The 24841-nt window shown below is 72.0% G+C and carries 23 protein-coding genes; 16 read left to right on the top strand and 7 right to left on the bottom strand.

Annotated elements, in window-relative coordinates:
• Positions 1-101: 101 nt before the first annotated feature.
• The 4 genes from AMK33_RS24235 to AMK33_RS24220 all read left to right on the top strand — a co-directional run bounded on the left by AMK33_RS24235 (position 102) and on the right by AMK33_RS24220 (position 3675).
• Positions 102-1094, top strand: coding sequence for a multicopper oxidase domain-containing protein (locus AMK33_RS24235; RefSeq protein ID WP_073935057.1), 993 nt, complete (start codon positions 102-104; stop codon positions 1092-1094).
• A gap of 85 nt (positions 1095-1179) precedes the next feature.
• Complete coding sequence (locus AMK33_RS24230) at positions 1180-2220, top strand: LacI family DNA-binding transcriptional regulator (RefSeq protein WP_073935056.1); 1041 nt, start codon at positions 1180-1182, stop codon at positions 2218-2220.
• A 284-nt stretch (positions 2221-2504) separates the two neighbouring features.
• On the top strand, positions 2505-3299 hold the full coding sequence (locus AMK33_RS24225) for a VOC family protein (RefSeq protein ID WP_073935055.1): 795 nt from the start codon (positions 2505-2507) through the stop codon (positions 3297-3299).
• A 130-nt stretch (positions 3300-3429) separates the two neighbouring features.
• The gene (locus AMK33_RS24220; protein WP_073935054.1) at positions 3430-3675 is read left to right on the top strand and encodes a WhiB family transcriptional regulator; all 246 of its coding nucleotides are present in this window, start codon (positions 3430-3432) and stop codon (positions 3673-3675) included.
• Positions 3676-3691: 16 nt separating this feature from the next.
• Here the strand turns inward: AMK33_RS24220 and AMK33_RS24215 are convergent, their stop codons facing one another.
• From AMK33_RS24215 to AMK33_RS24205, 3 genes are all read right to left on the bottom strand, one after another.
• Positions 3692-4669, bottom strand: a complete 978-nt coding sequence (locus tag AMK33_RS24215; RefSeq protein WP_073935053.1) for an acyl-ACP desaturase — start codon at positions 4667-4669, stop codon at positions 3692-3694.
• 201 nt (positions 4670-4870) lie between these two features.
• Positions 4871-5647, bottom strand: a complete 777-nt coding sequence (gene ddaH / locus AMK33_RS24210) for a dimethylargininase (RefSeq protein WP_073935052.1) — start codon at positions 5645-5647, stop codon at positions 4871-4873.
• Positions 5648-5825: 178 nt separating this feature from the next.
• Entirely contained in the window at positions 5826-7451 is a 1626-nt protein-coding gene (locus AMK33_RS24205; protein ID WP_073935051.1) for an ABC-F family ATP-binding cassette domain-containing protein, read from the bottom strand.
• 314 nt (positions 7452-7765) lie between these two features.
• Between AMK33_RS24205 and AMK33_RS24200 the strand changes: the two genes are divergently transcribed.
• Both AMK33_RS24200 and AMK33_RS24195 read left to right on the top strand, forming a co-directional pair.
• Positions 7766-8413 (top strand): GOLPH3/VPS74 family protein, encoded by a 648-nt coding sequence (locus tag AMK33_RS24200; RefSeq protein WP_073935050.1) that lies wholly within the window; start codon positions 7766-7768, stop codon positions 8411-8413.
• 71 nt (positions 8414-8484) lie between these two features.
• Entirely contained in the window at positions 8485-9324 is an 840-nt protein-coding gene (locus tag AMK33_RS24195; protein WP_073935049.1) for an isocitrate lyase/PEP mutase family protein, read from the top strand.
• 16 nt (positions 9325-9340) lie between these two features.
• Here the strand turns inward: AMK33_RS24195 and AMK33_RS24190 are convergent, their stop codons facing one another.
• Positions 9341-9754, bottom strand: coding sequence for an SsgA family sporulation/cell division regulator (locus AMK33_RS24190; RefSeq protein ID WP_073935048.1), 414 nt, complete (start codon positions 9752-9754; stop codon positions 9341-9343).
• Positions 9755-10253: 499 nt separating this feature from the next.
• Between AMK33_RS24190 and AMK33_RS24185 the strand changes: the two genes are divergently transcribed.
• Complete coding sequence (locus AMK33_RS24185) at positions 10254-10577, top strand: plasmid stabilization protein (RefSeq protein WP_073935047.1); 324 nt, start codon at positions 10254-10256, stop codon at positions 10575-10577.
• 67 nt (positions 10578-10644) lie between these two features.
• Positions 10645-11337: an endonuclease V gene (locus AMK33_RS24180; RefSeq protein ID WP_073935046.1), complete on the top strand. Its 693-nt coding sequence runs from the start codon at positions 10645-10647 to the stop codon at positions 11335-11337.
• On the opposite strand, the gene AMK33_RS24175 is transcribed toward AMK33_RS24180, so the two are convergent.
• Positions 11334-11525, bottom strand: a complete 192-nt coding sequence (locus AMK33_RS24175) for a hypothetical protein (protein ID WP_073935045.1) — start codon at positions 11523-11525, stop codon at positions 11334-11336. The two genes, AMK33_RS24180 and AMK33_RS24175, sit on opposite strands and share 4 nt — an antisense overlap.
• 211 nt (positions 11526-11736) lie before the next feature.
• Between AMK33_RS24175 and mmpA the strand changes: the two genes are divergently transcribed.
• A complete protein-coding gene (gene mmpA, locus AMK33_RS24170) occupies positions 11737-11883 on the top strand; it encodes a morphogenic membrane protein MmpA (RefSeq protein ID WP_201263071.1) in 147 nt (48 codons plus the stop codon).
• 18 nt (positions 11884-11901) lie between these two features.
• Here the strand turns inward: mmpA and AMK33_RS24165 are convergent, their stop codons facing one another.
• On the bottom strand, positions 11902-13080 hold the full coding sequence (locus tag AMK33_RS24165) for a saccharopine dehydrogenase family protein (protein ID WP_073935043.1): 1179 nt from the start codon (positions 13078-13080) through the stop codon (positions 11902-11904).
• 272 nt (positions 13081-13352) lie between these two features.
• Between AMK33_RS24165 and AMK33_RS24160 the strand changes: the two genes are divergently transcribed.
• Genes AMK33_RS24160 through AMK33_RS24150 form a run of 3 tightly spaced genes read left to right on the top strand, consistent with a single transcriptional unit; the run spans position 13353 to position 17959 of the window.
• The gene (locus tag AMK33_RS24160; protein ID WP_073935042.1) at positions 13353-14516 is read left to right on the top strand and encodes a CaiB/BaiF CoA transferase family protein; all 1164 of its coding nucleotides are present in this window, start codon (positions 13353-13355) and stop codon (positions 14514-14516) included.
• A gap of 11 nt (positions 14517-14527) precedes the next feature.
• Complete coding sequence (locus AMK33_RS24155; RefSeq protein WP_073935041.1) at positions 14528-15742, top strand: acetyl-CoA C-acetyltransferase; 1215 nt, start codon at positions 14528-14530, stop codon at positions 15740-15742.
• Positions 15743-15781: 39 nt separating this feature from the next.
• Positions 15782-17959: a 3-hydroxyacyl-CoA dehydrogenase NAD-binding domain-containing protein gene (locus AMK33_RS24150; RefSeq protein WP_073935040.1), complete on the top strand. Its 2178-nt coding sequence runs from the start codon at positions 15782-15784 to the stop codon at positions 17957-17959.
• A gap of 31 nt (positions 17960-17990) precedes the next feature.
• Here AMK33_RS24150 and AMK33_RS24145 read toward each other — a convergent pair whose 3' ends face one another.
• Positions 17991-18686 carry a MerR family transcriptional regulator gene (locus AMK33_RS24145; RefSeq protein ID WP_073935039.1) on the bottom strand — a complete coding sequence of 232 codons (696 nt, stop codon included), beginning with the start codon at positions 18684-18686 and terminating at the stop codon, positions 17991-17993.
• 220 nt (positions 18687-18906) lie between these two features.
• Here AMK33_RS24145 and AMK33_RS24140 point away from each other — a divergent pair, with 220 nt between their 5' ends.
• From AMK33_RS24140 to AMK33_RS24125, 4 genes are all read left to right on the top strand, one after another.
• Positions 18907-20373 carry an amino acid permease gene (locus AMK33_RS24140; protein WP_073935038.1) on the top strand — a complete coding sequence of 489 codons (1467 nt, stop codon included), beginning with the start codon at positions 18907-18909 and terminating at the stop codon, positions 20371-20373.
• A 42-nt stretch (positions 20374-20415) separates the two neighbouring features.
• Positions 20416-20895 carry a macro domain-containing protein gene (locus AMK33_RS24135; protein ID WP_073935037.1) on the top strand — a complete coding sequence of 160 codons (480 nt, stop codon included), beginning with the start codon at positions 20416-20418 and terminating at the stop codon, positions 20893-20895.
• Positions 20896-21023: 128 nt separating this feature from the next.
• The gene (locus AMK33_RS24130) at positions 21024-22991 is read left to right on the top strand and encodes a Xaa-Pro dipeptidyl-peptidase (RefSeq protein ID WP_073935036.1); all 1968 of its coding nucleotides are present in this window, start codon (positions 21024-21026) and stop codon (positions 22989-22991) included.
• 84 nt (positions 22992-23075) lie between these two features.
• Positions 23076-24797 carry a BCCT family transporter gene (locus AMK33_RS24125; protein ID WP_073935035.1) on the top strand — a complete coding sequence of 574 codons (1722 nt, stop codon included), beginning with the start codon at positions 23076-23078 and terminating at the stop codon, positions 24795-24797.
• The last annotated feature ends 44 nt before the right edge of the window (positions 24798-24841 follow it).

Below are 24841 nucleotides of genomic sequence, written 5' to 3'. Positions count from 1 at the left end.
CCTATCGCAGAGATGAAACGAACTTTGTCCTGAGTGTGGATAAACCCCGGGGTGGCCGCTACGGTTTCACAGGTTCATGACAGCCACGTGGGGAGTTCGGCATGGACAGACGCGGTTTCAACCGACGGGTACTGCTGGGCGGCGCTGTCGTCGCGACATCGTTGTCCGTCGCGCCCGAGGCCGTGAGCGCGGCCAGACCGGCGAAGACCGCGCCCGCCGGGGGCGAGGTGCGGCGCATCAAGCTGTACGCCGAGCGGCTGGACGGCGGACAGATGGGCTACGGCTTCGAGAAGGGCAAGGCGTCCGTCCCGGGCCCGCTGATCGAGCTCAACGAGGGCGACACGCTGCACGTCGAGTTCGAGAACACCATGGACGTGCCCGTGAGCCTGCACGTCCACGGCCTGGACTACGAGATCTCCAGCGACGGCACCAAGCAGAACAAGAGCGACGTCGAACCCGGCGGCACCCGCACCTACACCTGGCGCACCCACAAACCCGGCCGGCGCTCGGACGGCACCTGGCGGGCGGGCAGCGCGGGCTACTGGCACTACCACGACCACGTCGTCGGCACCGCGCACGGCACCGGCGGCATCCGCAACGGGCTGTACGGGCCGGTGATCGTGCGCCGCAAGGGCGACGTCCTGCCCGACGCGACCCACACCATCGTCTTCAACGACATGTCGATCAACAACAAGCCCGCCCACACCGGTCCGAACTTCGAGGCCACGGTGGGCGATCGCGTCGAGATCGTCATGATCACGCACGGCGAGTACTACCACACCTTCCACATGCACGGTCACCGCTGGGCCGACAACCGCACCGGCATGCTCACGGGACCCGACGACCCGAGCCAGGTCATCGACAACAAGATCTGCGGTCCGGCCGACTCCTTCGGTTTCCAGATCATCGCGGGGGAGGGCGTCGGAGCGGGCGCCTGGATGTACCACTGCCACGTCCAGAGCCACTCCGACATGGGCATGGTCGGCCTGTTCCTGGTGAAGAAGCCGGACGGCACCATCCCGGGATACGACCCGGACGCGCACGAGCACGTTCACCAGCCCGCCGCCGAGGAGGAGCCGACACACGAACACTGACGCGCCGGACGTGATCCGAGAGCGCTCTCGCCCGTGACCGGGCCGGGGCTATCCTTTCCCGCAGCCGCAGGTGAGGAGCCCCGAAGTGACCGACACAGCGCCACGCCCCACGCTGGAGGCCGTGGCCGCGCGGGCCGGGGTCTCCCGGGCCACGGTCTCCCGCGTGGTCAACGGCTCCCACGGGGTGCGGGAGCGCCTGGCCGAACGGGTGAGGCGGGCGGTGGAGGAACTCGGGTACGTGCCGAACCAGGCCGCCCGCAGCCTGGTGACGAAGCGGCACGACGCCATCGCCGTCATCGTGGCCGAACCGGAGACCCGGGTCTTCGCCGACCCCTTCTTCGCCCGGCAGCTGCGCGGCATCAGCAAGGAGCTGACGGCCCACGACAACCAGCTCGTCCTGCTGCTCACCGAGGACCGCGACGACCATGTCCGCGTCGGCCGCTATGTGGCCGGCGGCCACGTGGACGGCGCCCTGGTGTTCTCCCTCCATATCGACGACCCACTGCCCGAACTGATCCGGCAGGCCGGCCTGCCGACCGTGTACGGCGGCCGGCCCGACTTCAGCGGCGGCCAGGGTGGCGTCGTCTACGTCGACAGCGACAACCGGGGCGGCGCCCGCGACGCCGTACGGCATCTGCTCGGCCTCGGCCGCAGCCGTATCGCCCACATCACCGGCGCCCTGGACCAGACCGCGGCGGTGGACCGGCTCGACGGCTTCCGGGACGTCATGGCCGACGCCGATCCCCGGCTGGTCGTGGAGGGCGACTTCACCCCCGCGAGCGGTGAGCGGGCGATGCGGGAACTCCTCGACCGCTGCCCGAGCCTGGACGCGGTGTTCGCCGGCAACGACCTCATGGCGGCGGGAGCCCTGCGCGTGCTGCGCGAGCACGGGCGGCGGGTGCCGGACGACGTGGCGGTCGTCGGCTTCGACGACATGCTCCCGATCGCCGAACAGACCGACCCCCCGCTCACCACGGTCCGCCAGGACATAGAGGAAATGGGCCGCCTGATGGCCCGCCTCCTCCTGCGCGACCTCGACGGCACCGGCACGCCGCCGGAGGCCGCGGGCGCCGGCTCCGACGGCCTGATCCTCCCGACGACGTTGATCCGACGCGCGTCCGCGTGACCCGCGGCGGGTTCCGTGGGCCCAACGGGACGCGCCCCCGCCGCCCCTTCCCGTCACCCGGGGGCGCTGCCCCCGGAACCCCCGCTCCTCGAACGCCGGAGAGGCTGAGTTCCAGCCTCTCCGGCGTTCGAGGAGCGGGGCCTGGGACGGAGCCCCAGGTCGGGACGGGAAGGGGCGGCGGGGGCGAGCAAACCCCACGTCCGTCCGGGTGCTCCGGCGGTGGTTGCGAGTGGGCGGTGGAAGACTCGTCAGAGCAGGCGACGGGACCTCTCGGAGGAGGCACCATGCTCACCACCCGCTTCGTCGACGGCGCCCCCGACTGGATCGACGTCGGCACGTCCGACATGGAGGGCGCCGCCCGCTTCTACGGCGGCCTCTTCGGCTGGGAGTTCGCCTCCGCCGGCCCCGACGCCGGAGGCTACGGCTTCTTCCGGCTCGCCGACCGCATCGTCGCCGGCGGTATGCAGACCACCTCCGGGCAGGGCGCACCCGCCTGGACCGTCTACTTCCAGAGCCCCGACGCGGACGCCACCACCCAAGCCGCCCAGGAGGCCCGCGGCAGCGCACCCGTCCCACTGATGGACGTGCCGCAACAGGGCCGCATGGCGATCCTCGCCGACCAGGCCGGCACACCCTTCGGCATCTGGGAACCGTCACTGCGCAAGGGCATCGAGGCGGCCGGCGAGGTCGGCACCCTGTGCTGGGTCGAGCTGTACACCCCGGACGTCGCCCGCGCCGCCGCGTTCTACCACTCCGTCCTCGGCTGGGAGACCTCGGCGGTGACCTTCCCCGACGGCGTCTACACCTCCGTCAACCCCGCCGGGACGGGCGAGGACGGCATGTTCGGCGGACTGGTCCCGCCGGCCGACGACCTCGCCGGGGCGGAGGCCGGCGGGCCCCACTGGCTGCCCTACTTCGGGGTGGACGACACGGACGCCGTCGTCGCCAGGGCCGTCGAGCTGGGCGGCAGGGTACGGCTGCCCGCCACCTCCCTCGTCGGCGTCGGCCGGCTGGCCCGCCTGGAGGACCCGTACGGCGCACGGTTCGCCGTCCTCAAGGGCGATCCGCGCGAGACCTGACACACCCGGCGCGCCGCCGTGCGCGCAGAGTGCCCCGGCGTCATCATCATGCGGGCACGGAAGACCCGAAGGGCCTCCCATTGATCCCGTGTTGATCAAACGTTTTTCGCCGCACGGCACGCTTCCGGTCATGCACACCGAAACGATCCCGTCGCCCGACCTCACCTGGCAGGAGGAGGCGCTGTGCGCGCAGACCGGGGGAGACTTCTTCTTCCCCGAGCCGGGCAGTTCGGTCCGCGAGGCCAAGCGGATCTGCGGCCTCTGCCCGATCCGCGCGACATGCCTCGAGTACGCCCTGGCCCACGACATGCGCTTCGGCGTCTGGGGCGGCATGTCCGAGAAGGAACGCCTGGAACTGCGCCGTACGGGCCGGTAGGCCCCCGCCTCCGCCGTCAGGCGCGTTCCGCGCGGGCCGCCATCCGGGCCTTGCGGGCGGCCAGCTTCTCGTCGAACTTCGACGCCTCCGCGTCCAGGCCGCCCATGAACAGGCCCAGTTCCTCCTGCGCCTTGAGGCCCTCGGGGCCCAGCCCGTCGATCTCCATGATCTTCAGGAAGCGCAGCACCGGCTGGAGCACGTCGTCGTGGTGGATGCGCAGGTTGTAGACCTCGCCGATCGCCATCTGCGCCGCGGCCCGCTCGAAGCCGGGGATGCCGTGGCCGGGCATCCGGAAGTCCACCACGACGTCGCGGACCGCCTGCATGGTCAGGTCGGGCGCGATCTCGAACGCCGCCTTGAGCAGGTTGCGGTAGAACACCATGTGCAGGTTCTCGTCGGTCGCGATGCGCGCCAGCATGCGGTCGCAGACCGGGTCACCGGACTGGTGGCCGGTGTTGCGGTGCGAGACGCGGGTGGCCAGCTCCTGGAACGCGACGTAGGCGACCGAGTGGAGCATCGAGTGCCGGTTGTCCGACTCGAAGCCCTCGCTCATGTGGGCCATGCGGAACTGCTCCAGCTTGTCCGGGTCCACCGCCCGCGAGGCGAGCAGGTAGTCCCGCATCACGATGCCGTGCCGGCCCTCCTCGGCGGTCCAGCGGTGCACCCAGGTGCCCCAGGCGCCGTCCCGGCCGAACAGGGTGGCGATCTCGTGGTGGTAGCTGGGGAGGTTGTCCTCGGTCAGCAGGTTCACCACCAGCGCGATCCGGCCGACCTCGGTGACCTTCGACTGCTCCTTGTCCCAGGCCTCGCCGTCCTCGAAGAAGCCGGGGAAGTTACGGGCGTCGCTGAACGGCACGTACTCGTGCGGCATCCAGTCCTTGGCGACCTTCAGATGCCGGTTGAGTTCCTTCTCGACCACTTCCTCCAGCGCGTACAACAGCCGGGCGTCGGTCCAGACCGAAGGGCTGCCCAGGTGGGGAGAAGTGATCGACACGGGTGACTCCAGGGGACGGTGACATACGGTGGTGCCGGCGAGCGGTGCCGGGAACCTACGGAATCGTAGGCTACGAATCCGTAGGTTACGTAACCGTAGGTTAAGGGCGCCGTAAAGAGCCCTGATCAGCGGGGTTCCCATGGAGCGCCGTCCGGCGCGGAGCCGCAGGTCGCTGCGCCTGACGGGCGACGGTGTCACCCGTCAGGAGTACAGCTCCCGCAGCCGCACCGAGAGGCAGGTCACACAGCCCTCGAGCTTCTCGAACTCGCCGATGTCCACCGGGACCGGCTCGTAGCCGAGGTCCGCGAACAGCTCGGCGGTCTTCGGCGCGCTCGCCGCCATCAGCAGCCTGTCCCCACCGAGCAGCACCACATGCGCCCCGGCCGCCTCCGGTACCGGGAGGAAGCGCGGGAACAGCGACGGCGCGTCCATGTTCGGGACGTGCCCGACGACCGTCCCGTCCGGCAGTGCCGTGACCGCCGACTTCAGGTGCAGCACCTTGGCGACCGGCACGGTGACCACCCGCGCCCCCAGCGGTTCGAACGCGGCCCGCACCTGCCGCACCCCGGCCGCGTTGGTCCGCCCGCCCCGCCCCACGTACACCGTGTCGCCGATCTTCAGCACATCGCCGCCGTCCAGCGTGCCCGGCTCCCAGACCCAGTTCACCGAGCAGCCGAGCGACGCCACGGCCTCCTCGACGCCGGGGGTCTCCGCGCGGCGGGACTCGGCACCGGAGCGGGCGATCAGCGCCACGTTCCGGTACATCACCACCGTGTCCTCCACGAACACGGAGTCCGGGCAGTCGTCGGCCGGGTCCACCTCGATCGTCTCCCAGCCGTGGGCGCGCAGCGTCTCCGTATACGCTTCCCACTGCTCCACCGCGCGGTCGACGTCGACGCCCTCCCGCTCGATGTGCGTCACCAGCCCCTCGGCCAGACGGGGAGCGGGACGGCGGACGAGGGCCTTCTTGCTGGGCACGAGGGGGACTCCGAATCGGACGGGGCAGGGCTCGGCCGTACCGGGGGAGTCCGTGGAGCGGCCGGTTCCCCGGGCGTCGGCCCAGCCATCATGCAGGGCCGGTCCGGCCCGGGCCACCCCCCGGCGGCGATGAGGTGAACCACCGGTAACCGGCCGCGGGCCCGGACCACCGCGGACGCTACGCGGAACGCTCGACGGTTTCCGGCGTGACCTCCTTCAGCTCCCCCTCCTCCATCAGCAGCCACCGGGTGATGCCGATCGACTCCAGGAACGGCAGATCGTGACTGGCCACGATCAGGGCTCCCTCGTACGACTCCAGTGCCGTGGTGAGCTGCCGGACGCTCGCCATGTCGAGGTTGTTGGTCGGCTCGTCCAGCATCAGCAGCTGCGGCGCGGGCTCCGCCAGCATCAGCGCCGCCAGCGCCGCCCGGAAGCGCTCGCCGCCGGAGAGCGTCGCCGCCTTCTGGTCGGCGCGGGCGCCCCGGAACAGGAAGCGGGCGAGCCGGGCCCGGACCCGGTTGTCGGTGGCACCCGGAGCGAACCGGGCCACGTTCTCGGCGACGGTCAGCTCCGCGTCGAGGACGTCGAGCCGCTGCGGCAGGAACCGCAGGGGCACATGGGCCCTCGTCTCCCCGGAGACCGGCTCCAGCTCCCCGGCGACCGTGCGCAGCAGCGTCGTCTTGCCCGCGCCGTTGCGCCCGATCAGCGCCACCCGTTCCGGGCCGCGCAGATCGAAGCCGCCGTTCACCCGGGCGCCGTACGCCAGCTCCAGGTCCATGAGGGTGAGGACGCCCCGGCCCGGCGGTACGGCTGTGTACGGCAGGTCGACGCGGATCTCGTCGTCGTCCCGTACGGCCTCCACCGCGTCGTCGAGCCGTTCCCTGGCCTCGGAGAGCCTCTCCTCGTGCATGATGCGGTGCTTGCCCGCGGACACCTGCGCCGCGCGCTTGCGCGCCCCCATGACGATCTTCGGCTCGCGCTTCTGCTCGAACATCTTCTGCCCGTACCGCTTGCGGCGGGCCAACTTGACCTGGGCGTCGACCAGTTCGCGCTTCTGCTTGCGCAAGTCCGCCTCGGCGACGCGCACCATGCGCTCGGCGGCCTCCTGTTCGACGGCCAGGGCCTCCTCGTACGCCGAGAAGTTGCCGCCGTACCAGGTGACCTCACCGGAGCGCAGATCCGCGATCTGGTCGACCAGATCGAGCAGTTCACGGTCGTGGCTGACCACGACCATGACGCCCGGCCAGCCTTTGACGGCCGCGTACAGCCGCCTGCGGGCGTACAGGTCGAGGTTGTTGGTGGGCTCGTCGAGCAGCAGCACGTCCGGGCGGCCCAGCAGCAGCGCGGCCAGCCGCAGCAGCACCGACTCGCCGCCCGACACCTCGCCGACGGTGCGGTCGAGACCGATGTGCCCGAGGCCGAGTTCGCCGAGCGTGGCCAGGGCGCGTTCCTCGACGTCCCAGTCGTCGCCGACGGTCTCGAAGTGCTCCTCGGCCACGTCGCCCGCCTCGATGGCGTGCAGCGCGGCCCGCAGCCCGGCGATGCCGAGGACCTCGTCGACCCGCAGCGCGGTGTCGAGCGTCACGTTCTGCGGCAGGTACCCCACCTCGCCGGCGACCCGGACGGCGCCGTCGGCCGGCCGGAGCTCACCGGCGATCAGCTTCAACAGGGTCGATTTCCCCGATCCGTTGACGCCGACGAGGCCGGTGCGGCCGGGGCCGAAGGCGACGTCGAGGCCCTCGAAGACGGTGGTGCCGTCGGGCCAGGTGAAGGCGAGGGACGTACAGGTGATGGATGGTGCCATGCGGGCCTCCGCGGTTGCTCGGGGCGATCAGGGGCAAACGCGTATCGAGACACCGCGGGACGAGGACCGGCAGCCGGGGAGGGAAGGCCTGGGCATGAGAAAAGCCCTGTTCCGCAAGGACCGCAAGGACGGCTCGAACGCCGAGGTCGCACGCGACGTACACACACGTGTGGTGTGACGCGGTGTCTCAGAACCTCAGACGAGCAACGTCCTTCTCCATTCGACGGCAACAGAACCGCTGTACACCGTAGGAGTGCCCGGAACGGCTGTCAACGGCTTTTCGGAGCACGACGTCACCGCCCCGAGGAGGCCCCGTGACCGACGGCCCGCTCTCACTGCCGGCCCGCCTCTGCCTGCTGGCCTGGGACACCGACCCGGCCCGGCTGCCCCCTCTGGTGCGGGCCGGGGCCCTCGCCGAGCTGGCCCGGCGCGGTCTGCTGGTCGACGACGACGGCATCGCCACACCGCTCGACCTGGACTCCCGGACCGGGGACCCGGTCCTCGACGGCCTGCTGGAGCTGGTCAGCGAGTCCTGCCCGCACCGCTGGCGCACCTGGGTGACGCTGCGCGCCCGGTACACCCTGGACGCGGTCCGGGAGCAACTGGTGGCCGAGGGGGTGCTGCGCGCCGAGAAGCACCGGGTCCTCGGGGTGTTCCCGTCGGTGGAGCACGTCCTGGCCGACGCGGGCCGGGTACGGGCCCTGCGGCGGCGGGCGCGGCGGATCCTCGACGGACCGACACCGCCCGAGGACGTCCCCGAGCCGGACGCGACGGCCGTCGCCCTGGGCGCGGCGGCGGGCCTGACCACCCTCCTCCCGGCCGGCGCCCGCGCCGACCGGGAACACCGCGTCGAGCAGCTCTCCGCCCGCGCGGCGACTCCCGCGCAGGCCGTGATCATCCGGGAACTCCGGAACGCCCTGAGCGCCACCGCGAAGGCATCGCCCCTCCCCACCGGCGGCTGAAGCCCCCGGCCGTACGTCCACGTCGGATTCCCGCCAGCCGGGACGGCCGGGCCGCTGGTTGAGTGGCCGGTATGACGAACTCCGCCGCCCTTCTGCGCGACCGCGCCCTCGCCTTCCGTTCCCTGCACGTCCCGGGGCGCCCGCTGATCCTGCCCAACGCCTGGGACCTCGCCAGCGCCCGGCTGGTGGAGGACGCGGGCGCCGCTGCCGTGGCGACCACCAGCGCCGGTGTCGCCTGGGCCCTCGGGGCGGCGGACGGGGACCGGCTGGAGCGCGAGCGGGCACTCGGGGCCGTCGCGGAGATCGCCGGGGCCGTCCGCGTGCCCGTCACCGCCGACATCGAGAGCGGCTACGCCGAGGACCCGGCGGGGGTCGGCGACACCGTGCGCGCGGTGCTCGCCGCGGGCGCGGTCGGGGTGAACATCGAGGACGGCCCGTACGGCGCCGGGCAGGGCCCGTTGCGTCCGACGGCCGAGCAGGCCGAGCGCCTCGCCGCGGCCCGCGGGGCGGCCGACGCGGCCGGCGTGCCGTTGTTCGTCAACGCGCGCGTCGACACCTTCCTGCGCGGCGCCGGGGGAGTGGACGACACCCTGGAGCGCGCCGCCGCCTACCTCGCCGCGGGCGCCGACGGGATCTTCGTCCCCGGGGCCGTCGACCCGGGGACCGTGAAGGAGCTCGCCGACGGGATCGACGCGCCGCTGAACGTGATGGCCGGTCCCGGCGCCCCGCCGGCCGGCGAGCTGGCCGCCCTGGGCGTCGCCCGCGTGAGCACCGGCTCCGGCATCGCCCAGGCCGCGCACGCCCTGGTCCGCCGCGCCGCGCGGGAACTGCTCGACACGGGGACGTACGACGCACAGGCCGACGGGCTGGCGTACGGCACGCTCAACGCCCTGATGGGCGGCGGGCGTTAGCCGGGCGCGTCACGCGTCACGCGTCGCGCATCAGCTCCGCGAGATCGTGGTCCAGGTCGAGCCGGAGGTGCTCCAGACCCGTCGGCACCAGCTCGCCGGTGGCCTCCAGGAACCGGCGCAGCTCGCCCGAGCGGACGTGCACGACGGCGGTCCCCTCGGGGGCGTGGAACTCCAGCACGGTGCGGTCGTAGCCGTACGGCCTGACCCGTACGTCACCGTCGCCCTCGGGCTCCTCCATCCCCGCGGCGAGCAGGTCGCGGGCGAAGGTCCAGCAGACCTCGACGCCCTCCAGGGTGGCGGGCGCGGGGAAGGTCATGCGGACGGCGAACGGGTCGTCGCGGTCGTAGTGCAGGGTGGCGGGAATGCTCGGCATCCGCGGCGCGGCGGCGACGAGACGGGCCTCGACGGTCTGCTCGATGACGGTGGACAACGCCTTGCTCCCTCGTGACGGCTGGACAGGCTTCCGGGGCGGATCGGGTCGGCTACTGGATGAGACGACGGAATCGGCCAATCCGTGCACACGAAAAGCGAGTGACCTCTGTCACCGCCTTCATGCACGCGAGTGACACGGCTCTCCTCGGCGCCCCCTGAGGCACCCGTGCCGCCCGCCACGAGGCACTCGCGGAGCACGCGACCGACGACACGGACGAGACGAACGCGCCGCCGGGCGCCCGCGACAGCCGTGCGCGCGACGGCCCCGGCCGCCCCGACGGCCGTACCGGCCCGGGCACACGGACGGACCACGGGACATCGCCGCACCGGGCGCTCAAGGACACCGGCACCCCGGACACGCGGTTCCGCGGACTGTCCGCCGTCGGCACCGGCTCGTACGACACGGCCGGCCGCCCGGAGCACTGACGCACGCGGTGTGCCCTGATCGCCGTCGACGTGGGTACCCGTTCGCTGTACGCGAGAGGAAGTGAGCGGACATGCCAAGCGGTTCCAGCCCCAAACGGGAGCGTCAGTACGAGCACATCAAGGAGAGCGCCGAGGACCGGGGCGAGAGCACCGGACGCGCCAAGGAGATCGCCTCCCGGACGGTGAACAAGGAGCGCGCCCGGTCCGGTGAGTCGAAGACGGCCAGCCGCACCTCGACGCAGGACATGTCGTCCGGTAAGCGCGGCGGCCAGCGGTCCGGCAAGGGCTCCCAGGGCCCCACGCGCGACCAGCTGTACGAGGAGGCCAAGAAGCGCGGCATCGAGGGCCGTTCGAACATGAACAAGGGTCAGCTCCAGCGGGCGCTCGGCAAGTGAGCCCCCTCCGCGCGGAGGGGGAGCACCCTCCGCGCGGAGCACGCGCGCCGCGTAGGCTCGGGGCACCATGACGACCGTACGCACACCGGCCGACTGGCCCGTGACCGAGGAAGAGGCCCGCGCGGTCCAGGACGCACTCCGCGCGCGGGTGGTGCTCGACGAACCGGGCCCGCCGCCCGGAAGGGGCCATGTCACCGGAGTCGACGTGGCGTACGACGACGAGCGGGACGTCGTCGCCGCCGCGGCCGTCGTCCTCGACGCGGCGACCCTCGACGTGGTCGCCGAGTCCACGGCCGTCGGCCGGGTCTCCTTCCCGTACGTCCCCGGACTGCTCGCCTTCCGCGAGATACCCACCGTGCTGGCCGCCCTCGACGCCCTGCCGTGTCCGCCCGGCCTGGTGGTCTGCGACGGCTACGGCCTCGCCCACCCCCGCCGCTTCGGTCTCGCCAGCCACCTCGGCGTCCTCACCGGCCTGCCGACGATCGGTGTCGCCAAGAACCCCTTCACCTTCACCCACGACGAACCGGACACCCCGCGCGGGAGCACCTCCCCGCTGCTGGCCGGCAGCGAGGAGGTGGGCCGCGCCCTGCGCACGAGGGACGCCGTCAAGCCGGTCTTCGTCTCGGTCGGTCACCGCGTGAGCCTGGACAACGCCTGCGCCCACACCCTCGCCCTGGTCCCCGCCTACCGCCTGCCGGAGACCACCCGCAGGGCGGACGCCCTGTGCCGCCGGGCACTCGGCGAGGCCGCTTCCGCCTAGGACGCGTCCTCGACGCTCCACCGCCCCACTTCCCGGTACCCGGAGTCGTGGATCGCCGACCCGTCCCCGGGCTCCAGCGCGTAGTGCCGCAGGTTCCCGCCCCAGTACCGCAGGATCCGCCCCAGCTCCCCGGCGGGATCCTTCACCAACGCTTCGTCGTCCATGGCCACTTCGAGAAGAAATCGCATACCTTCAAGTGTTTCATTGAACTCCCCTTTGAGAGTCTGGCGCTTGACCGGCCGCGTTCCCACCGTGTTACCAGCGTGGTTTCCGGGACGTGAGGCGCGGAAGTCTCAAGCGCGAGTCGATCCGGCGTGGGACGTGCCCGTGCGGTCTGAGTACCGCTCCTGAGTACCTGTACGGATGTCCGCCCCCGCCCGCCCCGGCAGGCTGACACACATGACAACGCACCGTGCCGCCAAGCCTGTTGCCGCCGACTCACGGCCCGTCGAGCGGGCCGTGACCGTCGGGCTCGCCCTCGCCGTACTGGCCGGGCTGGGCTGGATCGTCGGGATGATCTACACGTTGGTCGAGTGGCCGCTGTAGTCCCTGACCGGCCGGGCGTCAGCGGGTCGCGGCGACGCGGAAGCGGATGCCCGCCGCGCGGAGGCGGTCGATCAGCGCATCACCCATCGCCATCGCCGTCGTGACCTGGCCGGCCGTCGGCGGGAGGTCGTCGAAGGCCAGGCAGAGCGCCCCCTCGGCCAGCATCTTCGCCGTCTCGTCGTAACCGGGGTCGCCGCCCGCGACCTCCGTGTACACCCGGCGCCCGCCGCCCTCTCCGACGAAGCGGACGGTGAACCAGCTCCGGGCGCGCTTCTCGGGGCCAGGACCGTCGCCGGGTCCGAGCCGGTCGGAGAGCCTGCGTCGCAGCGGCGGGAACTGGGCCGCCGTCACCAGCGCGCCCACGGCCGCCACCCCGCCCACCGCCACCGGGAGCCGCCGCACGGCCGCGTAGTGCCGGTAGCGGAAGTCGGGACCGTACCGGTCGAGCGCCTTGGCCGAACGGCGCACGATCTGCCCGTCGATGGTCGGCAGGGGCAGGGCCCAGGCGCCGACCTCCGGCGCGTAGCGCGGCACGCCCGTCGGGGCCGACGCCCGGCGGCCCACCAGCCGCGGTTCATGGCGCCGGCGGTCCAGGGCCGCCGCGCGGAGCCCGCGGTGCCGGGCGAACTGGTTCAGCGCCGAGGCGAAGGTCCCGCCCGAGAAGGCCGCGTCGACGGTCACGAAGCCGTCCACGGTCAGCGGCACCCCCTCCGGGAGCTGCCGCACGGTGAAGTACGCGCCCAGGTCGTGCGGCACCGAGTCGAAGCCGCAGGCGTGCACCAGCCGCGCCCCGGTCTCCCGCGCGCGTGCGTCGTGCCGGACGTACATCAGGTCCACGAACTCCGGCTCACCCGTGAGGTCGACGTAGTCCGCCCCGGTGTCCGCGCAGGCGGCGACGAGTTCCTCGCCGTACTCCACATAGGGGCCGACGGTCGTGGCGACCACCCGCGCGTGCTCGGCGAGGGCGCGCAGCGAGGCCGGGTCGGACACGTCCGCCCGCAGCAGCCCGACCTCCGCACCGCCGGGCAGCCGGTCCCGCAGTCGCTCCAGCTTCTCCGTGCTGCGTCCGGCGATCGCCCAGCGCAGCCCGGCGGGGGCATGGCCGGCGAGATACTCCGCGGTCAGGGTTCCGACGAAGCCGGTCGCTCCGAAGAGCACGATGTCGTACGGACGGTCCGTCCTTTTCAGCCTGCTCATGACACCCCTTGGTCGTGCAGCCGCGCCGCTGTCGGTGGCCGAGGCTAGCGTGAGGGGTACGGAGTCCGACGGCGAGCCCGGAGGAAACCGGTGACCGTGCCCCGAACGCCCTGAAGAAGCGGGAAAAGGCGCGACAGCGCGTGGACCGGCGCGGGAGACGGCGCCGCGCCGTACAGTGGCCAAGCGCTTGCTCGCCCGGTCTTGTGCCGGGTGGAACACGTTCCTAACATCATGGGTGTTACACCAGTAGTGTCACAGCCGATGGGGGCTCGATGACGGAGGCGAAGACGCCGGGACACGGTCCGCTCGGCGGCGTGCGCGTGGTCGAGCTGGCCGGGATCGGGCCCGGCCCGTTCGCCGCCATGCTCCTGGCCGACCTGGGCGCCGACGTCGTACGCGTGGACCGCCCGGGCGGCCCCGGACTCGGGATCGCCCCCGCCCTCGACGTGACCAACCGCAACAAGCGCTCGGTGATCGTCGACCTGAAGGCCCCCGACGGCCCCGCCCGCGTCCTCGACCTCGTCGAACGCGCCGACGTGCTCATCGAGGGCTACCGCCCCGGAGTCGCCGAGCGGCTCGGCGTCGGCCCCGGGGACTGCCACGCCCGCAACCCGCGCCTGGTGTACGGCCGGATGACCGGCTGGGGCCAGCAGGGCCCCCTCGCCGACCGCGCGGGCCACGACATCGCCTACATCGCCCTCACCGGCACCCTCGGCATGATCGGCGACCCGGACGGGCCCCCGGCCGTCCCGGCCAACCTGCTCGGCGACTACGCGGGCGGCTCCCTCTACCTCGTCGTCGGCGTCCTCGCCGCGCTGCACCACGCGCGCGCGACCGGCACCGGACAGGTCGTCGACGCCGCCATCGTGGACGGCACCGCCCACCTCTCCGCGATGATCCACGGCATGCTCGCCGCCGGCGCCTGGCAGGACCGGCGCGGCGCCAACCTCCTCGACGGTGGCTGCCCCTACTACGGCACCTACGAGACCGCCGACGGCAGGCACATGGCGGTGGGCGCGCTGGAGCCGCGGTTCTACGCCGAGTTCCTGCGCCTGCTCGGCATCGACGGCCAGAGCGAGGCGCACACCGACGTCACCCGCTGGCCGGAGCTGCGCGAGCGGGTCGCCGCCCGCTTCAGGACCCGCACCCGCGACGAGTGGACGGCCCGCTTCGACGGCTCCGACGCGTGCGTGGCGCCGGTGCTGTCCCTGCGCGAGGCCCCGCACCACCCGCACCTCGCCGCCCGGGGCACCTTCACCGACCACGCCGGCATCACCCAGCCCGCACCGGCCCCGCGGTTCTCCGCGACCCCCGCCGGCGTCCGCACCGGGCCCGCCCGGCCGGGCGCCGACACCGACGACGTGGCCCGCGACTGGGACGTACCCCGACTGCTGTCCTCGCCCCCGAAGCCCCCGAAGCCCTCGAACCCTCAGTGAAAGGCCCCCTCGTGAGCACCGAAGCGTACGTGTACGACGCGATCCGCACCCCGCGCGGGCGCGGCAAGGCAGGCGGCGCCCTGCACGGCACCAAGCCCGTCGACCTGGTCGTCGGCCTCATCCACGAGGTCCGCGACCGCTTCCCCGGCCTCGACCCGGCGGCCGTCGACGACATCGTGCTCGGCGTCGTCGGCCCGGTCGGCGACCAGGGCTCCGACATCGCCCGCATCGCCGCCATCGCGGCCGGACTGCCCGACACGGTGGCGGGCGTGCAGGAGAACCGCTTCTGTGCCTCGGGTCTGGAGGCCGTCAACCTGGCCGCCGCCAAGGTCCGCTCCGGCTGGGAGGACCTGGTCCTCGCCGGCGGCGTCGAGTCGATGTCCCGGGTGCCGATGGCCTCGGACGGGGGCGCCTGGTTCAACGACCCGATGACCAACCTCGCCACCGACTTCGTCCCTCAGGGCATCGGCGCCGACCTGATCGCCACCATCGAGGGCTTCTCCCGGCGGGACGTCGACGAGTACGCCGCCCTGTCGCAGGAGCGCGCGGCCACCGCCTGGAAGGAGAACCGCTTCGAGCGGTCGGTCGTCCCGGTGCGGGACCGCAGCGGCCTCACCGTCCTCGACCACGACGAGCACCTGCGCCCCGGCACCACGGCCGACTCGCTGGCCAAGCTGAAGCCGTCCTTCGCGGACATCGGCGAGCTGGGCGGCTTCGACGCCGTGGCCCTGCAGAAGTACCACTGGGTCGAGAAGATCGACCACGTCCACCACGCGGGCAACTCCTCCGGCATCGTCGACGGCGCCGCGCTCGTCGCCATCGGCTCCAAGGAGGTCGGCGACCGCTACGGACTCACCCCGCGCGCCAGGATCGTCTCCGCCGCCGTGTCCGGGTCCGAGCCCACCATCATGCTCACCGGCCCCGCCCCCGCCACCCGCAAGGCCCTCGCCAAGGCCGGCCTGACCATCGACGACATCGACCTCGTCGAGATCAACGAGGCGTTCGCCGCCGTCGTCCTGCGTTTCGCGCGGGACATGGGCCTGTCCCTGGACAAGGTCAACGTCAACGGCGGCGCCATCGCGCTGGGCCACCCGCTCGGCGCCACCGGCGCGATGATCCTCGGCACCCTCGTCGACGAACTCGAGCGCCAGGACAAGCGCTACGGCCTCGCCACGCTGTGCGTGGGCGGCGGCATGGGCATCGCCACCGTCGTCGAACGCCTCTGAGCCCCAGCGCCCCGCCACCTCACTCACGGAGACTTCCCCATGACCGAGAGCACCACCATCCGCTGGGAACAGGACCGTACCGGCGTCGTCACCCTCGTCCTCGACGACCCCCACCAGTCCGCGAACACCATGAACCAGGCGTTCCGCGACTCCCTCGCCGTGATCACCGACCGCCTGGAGGCGGAGAGGGACTCCATCCGCGGCATCATCGTCACCTCCGCCAAGAAGACCTTCTTCGCCGGCGGCGACCTGCGCGACCTCATCCGGGTCACCTCCGAGACGGCGCAGGACCTCTTCGACGGCGGCATGGCCATCAAGCGGCACCTGCGCCGCATCGAGACCCTCGGCAAGCCCGTCGTCGCGGCGATCAACGGCGCCGCCCTCGGCGGCGGCTACGAACTCGCCCTCGCCTGCCACCACCGGATCGCCCTCGACGCCCCCGGCTCCAAGATCGGCTGCCCCGAGGTCACCCTCGGCCTGCTCCCCGGAGGCGGCGGCGTCGTCCGCACCGTCCGCATGCTCGGTATCACCGACGCGCTGCTGAAGGTGCTCCTCCAGGGCACCCAGTACAACCCGCGCCGCGCCCAGCAGAACGGCCTGGTCGACGAGATCGCCGACACGCGCGAGGACATGCTCGCCAAGGCCCGCGCCTTCATCGACGCCAACCCCGAGTCCGCCCAGCCCTGGGACCGGCCCGGCTACCGCATCCCCGGCGGTACCCCCGCCCACCCGAAGTTCGCCGCCAACCTCCCCGCCTTCCCGGCCAACCTGCGCAAGCAGACGGGCGGCGCCCCCTACCCGGCCCCGCGCAACATCATGGCCGCCGCCGTCGAGGGCTCCCAGGTCGACTTCGAGACCGCCCAGGTCATCGAGGCCCGCTACTTCGTCGAGCTGGCCGCCGGACAGACCTCGAAGAACATGATCCAGGCGTTCTTCTTCGACCTCCAGGCCGTCAACTCCGGCGCCAACCGGCCCAAGGGAGTCGAACCGCGCAAGGTGACCAAGGTGGCCGTCCTCGGCGCCGGGATGATGGGCGCGGGCATCGCCTACTCGTGCGCCCGCGCGGGCATCGAGGTCGTCCTGAAGGACGTCTCCCTGGAGGCCGCCGTCAAGGGCAAGGGCTACTCCGAGAAGCTGTGCGCCAAGGCCGTCGCCAAGGGCCGTACCAGCCAGGAGAAGGCCGACGCGCTGCTCGCCCGGATCACGCCCACCGCCGAGGCCGCCGACCTCGCCGGCTGTGACGCGGTCATCGAGGCCGTCTTCGAGGACACCTCCCTCAAGCACAAGGTGTTCCAGGAGATCCAGGACGTCGTCGCCCCCGACGCGCTGCTGTGCTCCAACACCTCCACCCTGCCCATCACCGCCCTCGCCGAGGGCGTCGAGCGCCAGGCCGACTTCATCGGGCTGCACTTCTTCTCGCCCGTCGACAAGATGCCGCTGGTCGAGATCATCAAGGGCGGGCGCACCGGCGACGAGGCGCTGGCCCGCGCCTTCGACCTGGTCCGGCAGATCAACAAGACCCCGATCGTCGTCAACGACTCGCGCGGCTTCTTCACCTCGCGCGTCATCGGGCACTTCATCAACGAGGGCGTCGCCATGGTCGGCGAGGGCATCGAGCCCGCCTCGGTCGAGCAGGCCGCCGCCCAGGCGGGCTACCCGGCCAAGGTGCTCTCCCTGATGGACGAGCTGACGCTCACCCTCCCGCGCAAGATCCGCAGCGAGACGAAGCGGGCCGTCGAGGAGGCCGGCGGCACCTGGACCGCACACCCCGCCGAGGCCGTCATCGACCGCATGGTCGACGAGTTCGAACGCCCCGGCCGCAGCGGAGGCGCCGGCTTCTACGAGTACGGCGAGGACGGCAAGCGCGGCAGCCTGTGGCCCGGACTGCGCGAGCACTTCGGGAAGGCCGACCACGAGATCCCGTTCCGCGACATGCAGGAGCGCATGCTGTTCGCCGAGGCGCTGGACACCGTCCGGCTGCTTGAGGAGGGCGTGCTGACCTCCGTCGCCGACGCCAACATCGGCTCCATCCTCGGCATCGGCTTCCCCGGCTGGACCGGCGGCGTCCTCCAGTACATCAACGGCTACGAGGGCGGCCTGCCCGGATTCGCGGCCCGCGCGCGTGAGCTCGCCGAGCGCTACGGCGAGCGCTTCACCCCGCCGGCGCTGCTGGTGGCGAAGGCGGAGCGGGGGGAGGTCTTCACGGACGCCCGCTGACCCGCCGCAGGGGGTGACGGGGCGTGCCCCGTCACCCCTCCTCGTCGAGCCACTTGGCCAGCTCCTCCCGCAGCGACCGCTGGAAGGTGGTCAGCAGCGCCTGCACCACCAGCGGATGCATCCGGGCGGACAGGGACCGCACGTCCCGCGCGTCCCGCTCCGCGACCGCGTCGCGCAGCAGCCGCGACAGCTCGCGGGCCGCCGCGCGGGAGTGCTCGGTGAGCGCGGTGCGCGCGGCGAGGACCGTCTCGTGGGACAGCGGTACGTCCAGCAGCTCCATCCCGAGGCGCAGCAGCCCTGGGTCGACCCGCAGCACCTCGCCGTCCCGCTCGACGACGCCCATCGCCGCCAGCCGCCGAAGATCGTCCTCGCCCAGTGCCCGCCCCGCCCGGCGCTCCAGCTCCCCGCGCGGCACCGTCTCCACCGCCTCGGGCGCCCAGGAGGCCACCACCGCCCGCTGGATCGCCAGGTCCCGGGCGCTCAGATCCGGCGGCAGCTGCCCCAGGTACCGCTCGATCGCCGCCAGCGTCATGCCCAGGTGCTGCAACTCCTCGATGAGCTCCAGCCGGGCCAGATGCTCCCGCCCGTAGTGACCGACCCGCCGGGGACCGATCACCGGCGGCGGCAGCAGTCCCTTGGTGCCGTAGAAACGGACCGTGCGCACGGTGACACCGGCTCGGGCCGCCAGTTCGTCGATCGTGAGCGGCTGCTCGGTCTCGGTCGTCATGTGCAGCAGTATCGCTGTCCCACCACCGCTGTGACATCTCGACTGTCACTCCGCGCGGGCGTGTGAGATGTTCCCCGCTGTGACGTGCGCCATCGCATGAGGCGCCGCACTTCCGGAAAGGTGCCCCCTCGGTCCGTGCCGTGAACCGAGCGCGCAGGCCGAGGCAATCCGGACACCCGGGCGGGACCCGCCCGAGCGCACCAGAGAGTGGAACCACTTCGTGAGCAAGGACGCCGTCACCACGGCAACGGCCGCGGCACCCGCCGCGGCGGCCCCGACGCCCGCGGACGCGGGCGACGCCGGCTACAGCAAGGACCTCAAGGCCCGCCACGTCAACATGATCGCCATCGGCGGCGCGATCGGCACCGGGCTCTTCCTGGGTGCCGGAGGACGCCTGCACGACGCGGGCCCGGCGCTCGCCCTGGCCTACCTGGTCTGCGGCGTCTTCGCCTTCTTCGTCGTCCGAGCCCTGGGCGAGCTGGTCCTGTACCGGCCGTCGTCCGGCTCCTTCGTGTCGTACGCGCGCGAGTTCCTCGGCGAGAAGGGCGCGTACGTCGCCGGCTGGATGTACTTCCTCAACTGGTCGACCACCGGTATCGCCGACATCACCGCGATCGCCCTCTACACGCACTACTGGAGCGCGTTCACCGACATCCCGCAGTGGGTGCTCGCACTGATCGCCCTCGCCGTGGTCCTCGCGGTGAACCTGATCTCGGTGAAGATCTTCGGCGAGATGGAGTTCTGGTTCGCGATCGTCAAGGTCGCCACCCTCGTCGCCTTCATGCTCGTCGGCGTCTTCCTGCTCGCCACCCAGCACGAGGTGGGCGGCGGCACCCCCGGCCCGAGCATGATCACCGACAACGGCGGCATCCTCCCGCACGGTGTGATGCCGGTCGTCCTCGTCATGCAGGGCGTGGTCTTCGCGTACGCGGCGCTGGAACTGGTCGGCGTCGCCGCGGGCGAGACCGCCGAACCGGAGAAGGTCGTCCCCCGCGCGGTGAACTCCATCATGTGGCGCGTCGGCCTCTTCTACGTCGGCTCCGTCGTCCTGCTCGCCCTCCTGCTCCCCGGCTCGATGTACTCGGCCGGCGAGAGCCCCTTCGTCACGGTCCTGTCGAAGATCGGCGTCCCGGCCGCCGGCGACGTGATGAACCTCGTCGTCCTCACGGCCGCGATGTCGTCCCTGAACTCCGGCCTGTACTCCACCGGCCGCATCCTGCGCTCCATGGCCATGGCGGGCTCCGCCCCGAAGTTCACCGCCCGCATGAACCGCAGCCAGGTGCCCTACGGCGGCATCCTGCTGACCTGCGGCGTGTGCGTCCTCGGCGTCGGCCTGAACTTCCTCATGCCGGCCCAGGCCTTCGAGATCGTGCTGAACGTCGCCTCCCTCGGCATCATCAGCACCTGGGTGATCATCATGATCTGCCACCTGGTCTTCGTCCGCCGCGCCCGCGCCGGACTTCTCGCCCGCCCGTCCTTCCGGCTCCCCGGCAGCCCGGTCACCGAGATCGCGACCATCGCCTTCCTGGTCTCCGTCCTCGGCCTGATGTGGAACGACCCGGAGGTCGGCCGCAAGACGCTGCTGCTCGTCCCGGTGATCGCCGCGATGCTGGTCGGCGGCTGGTACGGCGTCCGCCGCCGGGTGGCGCGGAACGCCGACCAGGAGCTCTCGCGGCTGACGAAGTAGCAGGCCGCGGCCACTGTCAGTGGCAACGCCTACGGTGGCGTCATGTCGGGGATCACATATGTCCGGGGTGACGCCACCGTTCCGTCGGTGAAGGGCGTCAAGGTCATCGCCCATGTCTGCAACGACATCGGCGGGTGGGGGAAGGGCTTCGTCCTGGCCGTATCGCGCCGCTGGCCCGAACCGGAGGCCGCCTACCGCGCCTGGCACCGCGACCGCGCCGCGAACGACTTCGGTCTGGGCGCGGTCCAGCTGGTCCAGGTCGACCGGTACGTCTGGGTGGCCAACATGATCGGCCAGCGCGGCGTACGGACGGGCAGCAAGGGCGTGCCCGTCCGTTACGAGGCGATCGACACGGCGCTCGGCCGCCTCGCCGACAGGGCGACGGAGCTGAACGCCTCCGTGCACATGCCCCGCATCGGCTGCGGCCTGGCCGGCGGCAAGTGGTCCCGCGTCGAGCCGCTGATCACCGAGCGGCTGGTGGAACGCGGCATACCGGTGACGGTGTACGACCACGGTGACTGAGCGGACCCGTCACCGCTCCCGCGCGGGAGCCGGCGTGTCCCACCAGGCGTGGTTTCAGCCATCGGTGGCTTCACGAGGCGTCAACCGCCCTCTTCTGCACCCGAGTTCACCCATGTACCGTCCCGCGCATGCCGAAACGCACGCGCTTCACGACCTGGAGACCACTTGCGACGGCGGCCACCGCCGCCCTGACGGCCACACTCCTCACCCCCACGGCCGCACACGCCGCGCCACCGCGCGAGAGCCTGCCCGTCCACTCCTACGACGACGCCGTCCGCGAGGCCGTCTGGGTGGACACCGGGCTCGACGAGGACCTGGACGGCCGCACCGACCGGGTCGCCGTCGACATCGTCCGCCCCCGCGAACCCGCGCAGCGGGGCCGGAAGGTCCCCGTCATCATGGACGCCAGCCCGTACTACTCCTGCTGCGGGCGCGGCAACGAGAGCCAGAAGAAGACCTACGACGCGAACGGCGACGTCGTGCGGATGCCGCTGTTCTACGACAACTACTTCGTGCCGCGCGGCTACGCCGTCGTCGGCGTGGACCTGGCAGGAACCAACCGGTCCGACGGCTGTGTGGACGTCGGGGGCCGCTCCGACATCCAGTCCGCCAAGGCCGTCGTGGACTGGCTGAACGGCCGCGGCACGGCGTACACCACCCGCACCGGCACCGAACGGGCCAGGGCCGACTGGACCAACGGCCGCACCGGAATGATCGGCAAGAGCTGGGACGGCACCATCGCCAACGGCGTCGCCGCCACGGGCGTCGAGGGCCTGGAGACCATCGTCCCGATCGCCGCGATCTCCTCCTGGTACGACTACTACTTCACCCAGGGCGCCCCGCTCTACGACTCCGGCCCCGACTGGCTGTCCCAGTACGTCGAGAGCCCCGAGGCCCGCGCCAACTGCGCCACGGTCCAGCGTGAACTCGTCGAGGGCGCCCCGCGCACCGGCGACTGGACGCCCATGTGGACCGAACGCGACTACACGCGCGCCGCGAAGAAGGTGAAGGCCAGCGTCTTCCTGGTGCACGGCATGCAGGACCTCAACGTACGGATGCAGCACGTCGGCCCGTGGTGGGACGCCCTCGCGAAGAACGGCGTCGAACGCAAGATCTGGCTCTCCCAGACCGGCCACGTCGACCCCTTCGACTTCCGCCGCGCCGAGTGGGTCGACACCCTGCACCGCTGGTTCGACCACGAACTCCTCGGCTACGACAACGGCATCGACCGTGAGCCCATGGCCGACATCGAACGCCGGCCCGACCAGTGGGTGACCTCGAAGAGCTGGCCGCCGCGCGGCACGCACACCACGACCCTGCGCCCCGCCCGGGGCACCGAGGCAGGCGTCGGCACCCTCGGCCTGCGCAAGGGCGAGGGGACCGAGACCTTCACCGACGACCCGCGGCTGAGCGAGACCGACTGGGCCGCCCGCGTCGACACCCCGACCCCGGCCAAGGCCGGCTTCGTCACCGGCCCGCTCACCCGTGACCTGCGCCTGTCCGGCGCCTCCCGGGTCACCGTCACCGCCACCCCCAGCACACCCACGGCCCACCTCTCCGCCGTACTCGTGGACCTCGGCCCCGACACCGTCCGCGACTACGCCGCCGACGGAGAAGGCATCACCACCCTCCCCGAGCGCACCTGCTGGGGCGCGAGCACCACGGGCGACAGCTCCTGCTTCCAGGAGACCCGCGCCACGACCACCGACGTCGAGCACACGATCGTCAGCCGTGGCTGGGCCGACCTCGGCAACCACGCCGACGACGGCAAGGGCGAGCCGCTCACCCCCGGCAAGCGGTACACCATCACCCTCGACCTGGCGGCCACCGACCACGTCGTCCCCGAGGGCCACCGCCTGGCACTGATCGTCGCCGGCACCGACCGGGGCCTGATCGATCCCCCGGCCGACGCCCCGACGCTCACCCTCGACCTGGCCCGTACCTCCGCGCGGGTGCCGTTCGTCGGCGGAACGGCCGCCTTCGCCCGCGCCACGGCGGGCTCGCACACCACGGCCCCGGACACCGTCCTGGACGGCGTGGACCGACCGGACGTCACCGCCCACCGCGTCCCCGGGGAGGCCGACACATCGCGCTGAGTAGGTGAGTTTTGCGCCAAAGGTGGTAGGGGCGTAGCGGGAGGAGTGTTCTCCGCCCAACGGCTCTGACGAAAGGTGCCGCCTGTGACGCAGAACCAGCACAGCGACAAGGACGACACGGCGGGCCCGCTGCCGGGTTCGGAAGCGGGCCTGCCGGGCCGGGAGCGTCCGCGGACCGACCGGGTGGTGTTCGGCGTCACGGCCGTACTCACCCTCGCGTTCGTGCTGTGGGGCGCCGTCGGGACGGACTCGCTCGAGGACGCCTCCGACACCATGCTCGGCGGGCTGATGCACAACGGCGGCTGGGCGTTCGTGCTGGCCGCCTCCGGGTTCGTCGTCTTCGCCCTGTGGCTCGCGGCCAGCCGCTACGGCCGCATCCACCTCGGCGTCGAGGGCGAGAAGCCCGAGTTCCGCACGGTGTCCTGGGTCGCCATGATGTTCAGCGCGGGCATGGGCATCGGTCTGATGTTCTGGGGCGTGAGCGAGCCGCTGGCGCACTACACGGACGCCCCGCCGGGCACCACCCCCGCAAGCTCCGGCGACCGCATGTCGACGGCCATGGCCACCACCCTGTTCCACTGGACGCTCCACCCGTGGGCGATCTACGCGGTGGTCGGCCTCGGTATCGCCTACAGCACCTTCCGCAGGCGCCGCCGCCAGACCATCAGCGCAGTGTTCACCCCGCTCATCGGCGAGAAGCACGCGGGCGGCGTCAGCGGCCGGGTCATCGACGTCCTGGCCATCATCGCGACGGTCTTCGGCTCCGCGGCCTCGCTCGGCCTCGGCGCCCTGCAGATCGGATCCGGCGTCGAGAAACTCGACTGGATGGACAAGGTCAGCACCGGGCTGCTGGTCGGCATCATCGCGGTGCTGACCGTGGCGTTCGTGGCCTCCGCGGTCTCCGGTGTCGAGAAGGGCATCCAGTGGCTGTCCAACACCAACATGGTGCTGGCCCTGCTCCTCGTCGTGTTCGTGTTCGTCGCGGGTCCGACCATCCTCATCCTCGACCTGCTGCCGACCTCGGTCTTCGCCTATCTCGGCGATCTGCCCCAGATGGCCGGCCGCACCGAGATCAGCGGCGGCGAGGGCGTCGCCGACTGGCTGAGCAGCTGGACCGTCTTCTACTGGGCGTGGTGGATCTCCTGGACGCCCTTCGTCGGCATGTTCATCGCCCGCATCAGCCGGGGCCGGACCATCCGCCAGTTCATCGGCGGAGTCATCCTGGTGCCCAGCACGGTCAGCCTGGTCTGGTTCGCGATCTTCGGCGGCTCGGCGATGAGGCTCCAGGAGCAGAACCGGCTCGGCGACGAGACGACGCCCGAGGGCCGGCTCTTCGCCGTGCTCCAGGAGTACCCCGTCGCCACCGTCACCAGCCTGCTGGTGATGATCCTCGTCGGCATCTTCTTCGTCTCGGGAGCCGACGCGGCCTCCATCGTGATGGGCACCCTCTCGCAGAAGGGCGCGCTCGAACCCAGCCGCTGGATGGTGGTCTTCTGGGGCGTGGTCACCGGCGCGGTGGCGGCGATCATGCTGCTGGTCGGCAGCGGGCAGGGCGACGCGCTGACCGGCCTGCAGAACCTCACGATCCTCGCGGCGGCCCCGTTCGTCATCGTGATGATCTTCATGTGCGTGGCACTCATGCGCGACCTGCGCCGCGACCCGCTCATCGTGCGGGGCGAGATGGGCTCGGAAGCGGTGGAACTCGCGGTCATCGAGGGCCACAGGAAATACGACGGCGAATTCGAGATCCGAGTGGGCCCGGGCCGAGGCCCAGACGTGGAGGGCGACCCCATCGGCAAACACTGACCCCATGACAGACCGAGGCCGTCCCCTGCCCAGCCGCGGGCAGT

It is taken from the genome of Streptomyces sp. CB02400, from assembly GCF_001905725.1.
Taxonomy (GTDB): Bacteria; Actinomycetota; Actinomycetes; order Streptomycetales; family Streptomycetaceae; genus Streptomyces; species Streptomyces atrovirens.
This window is presented reverse-complemented; position numbering and strand designations above follow the sequence as displayed.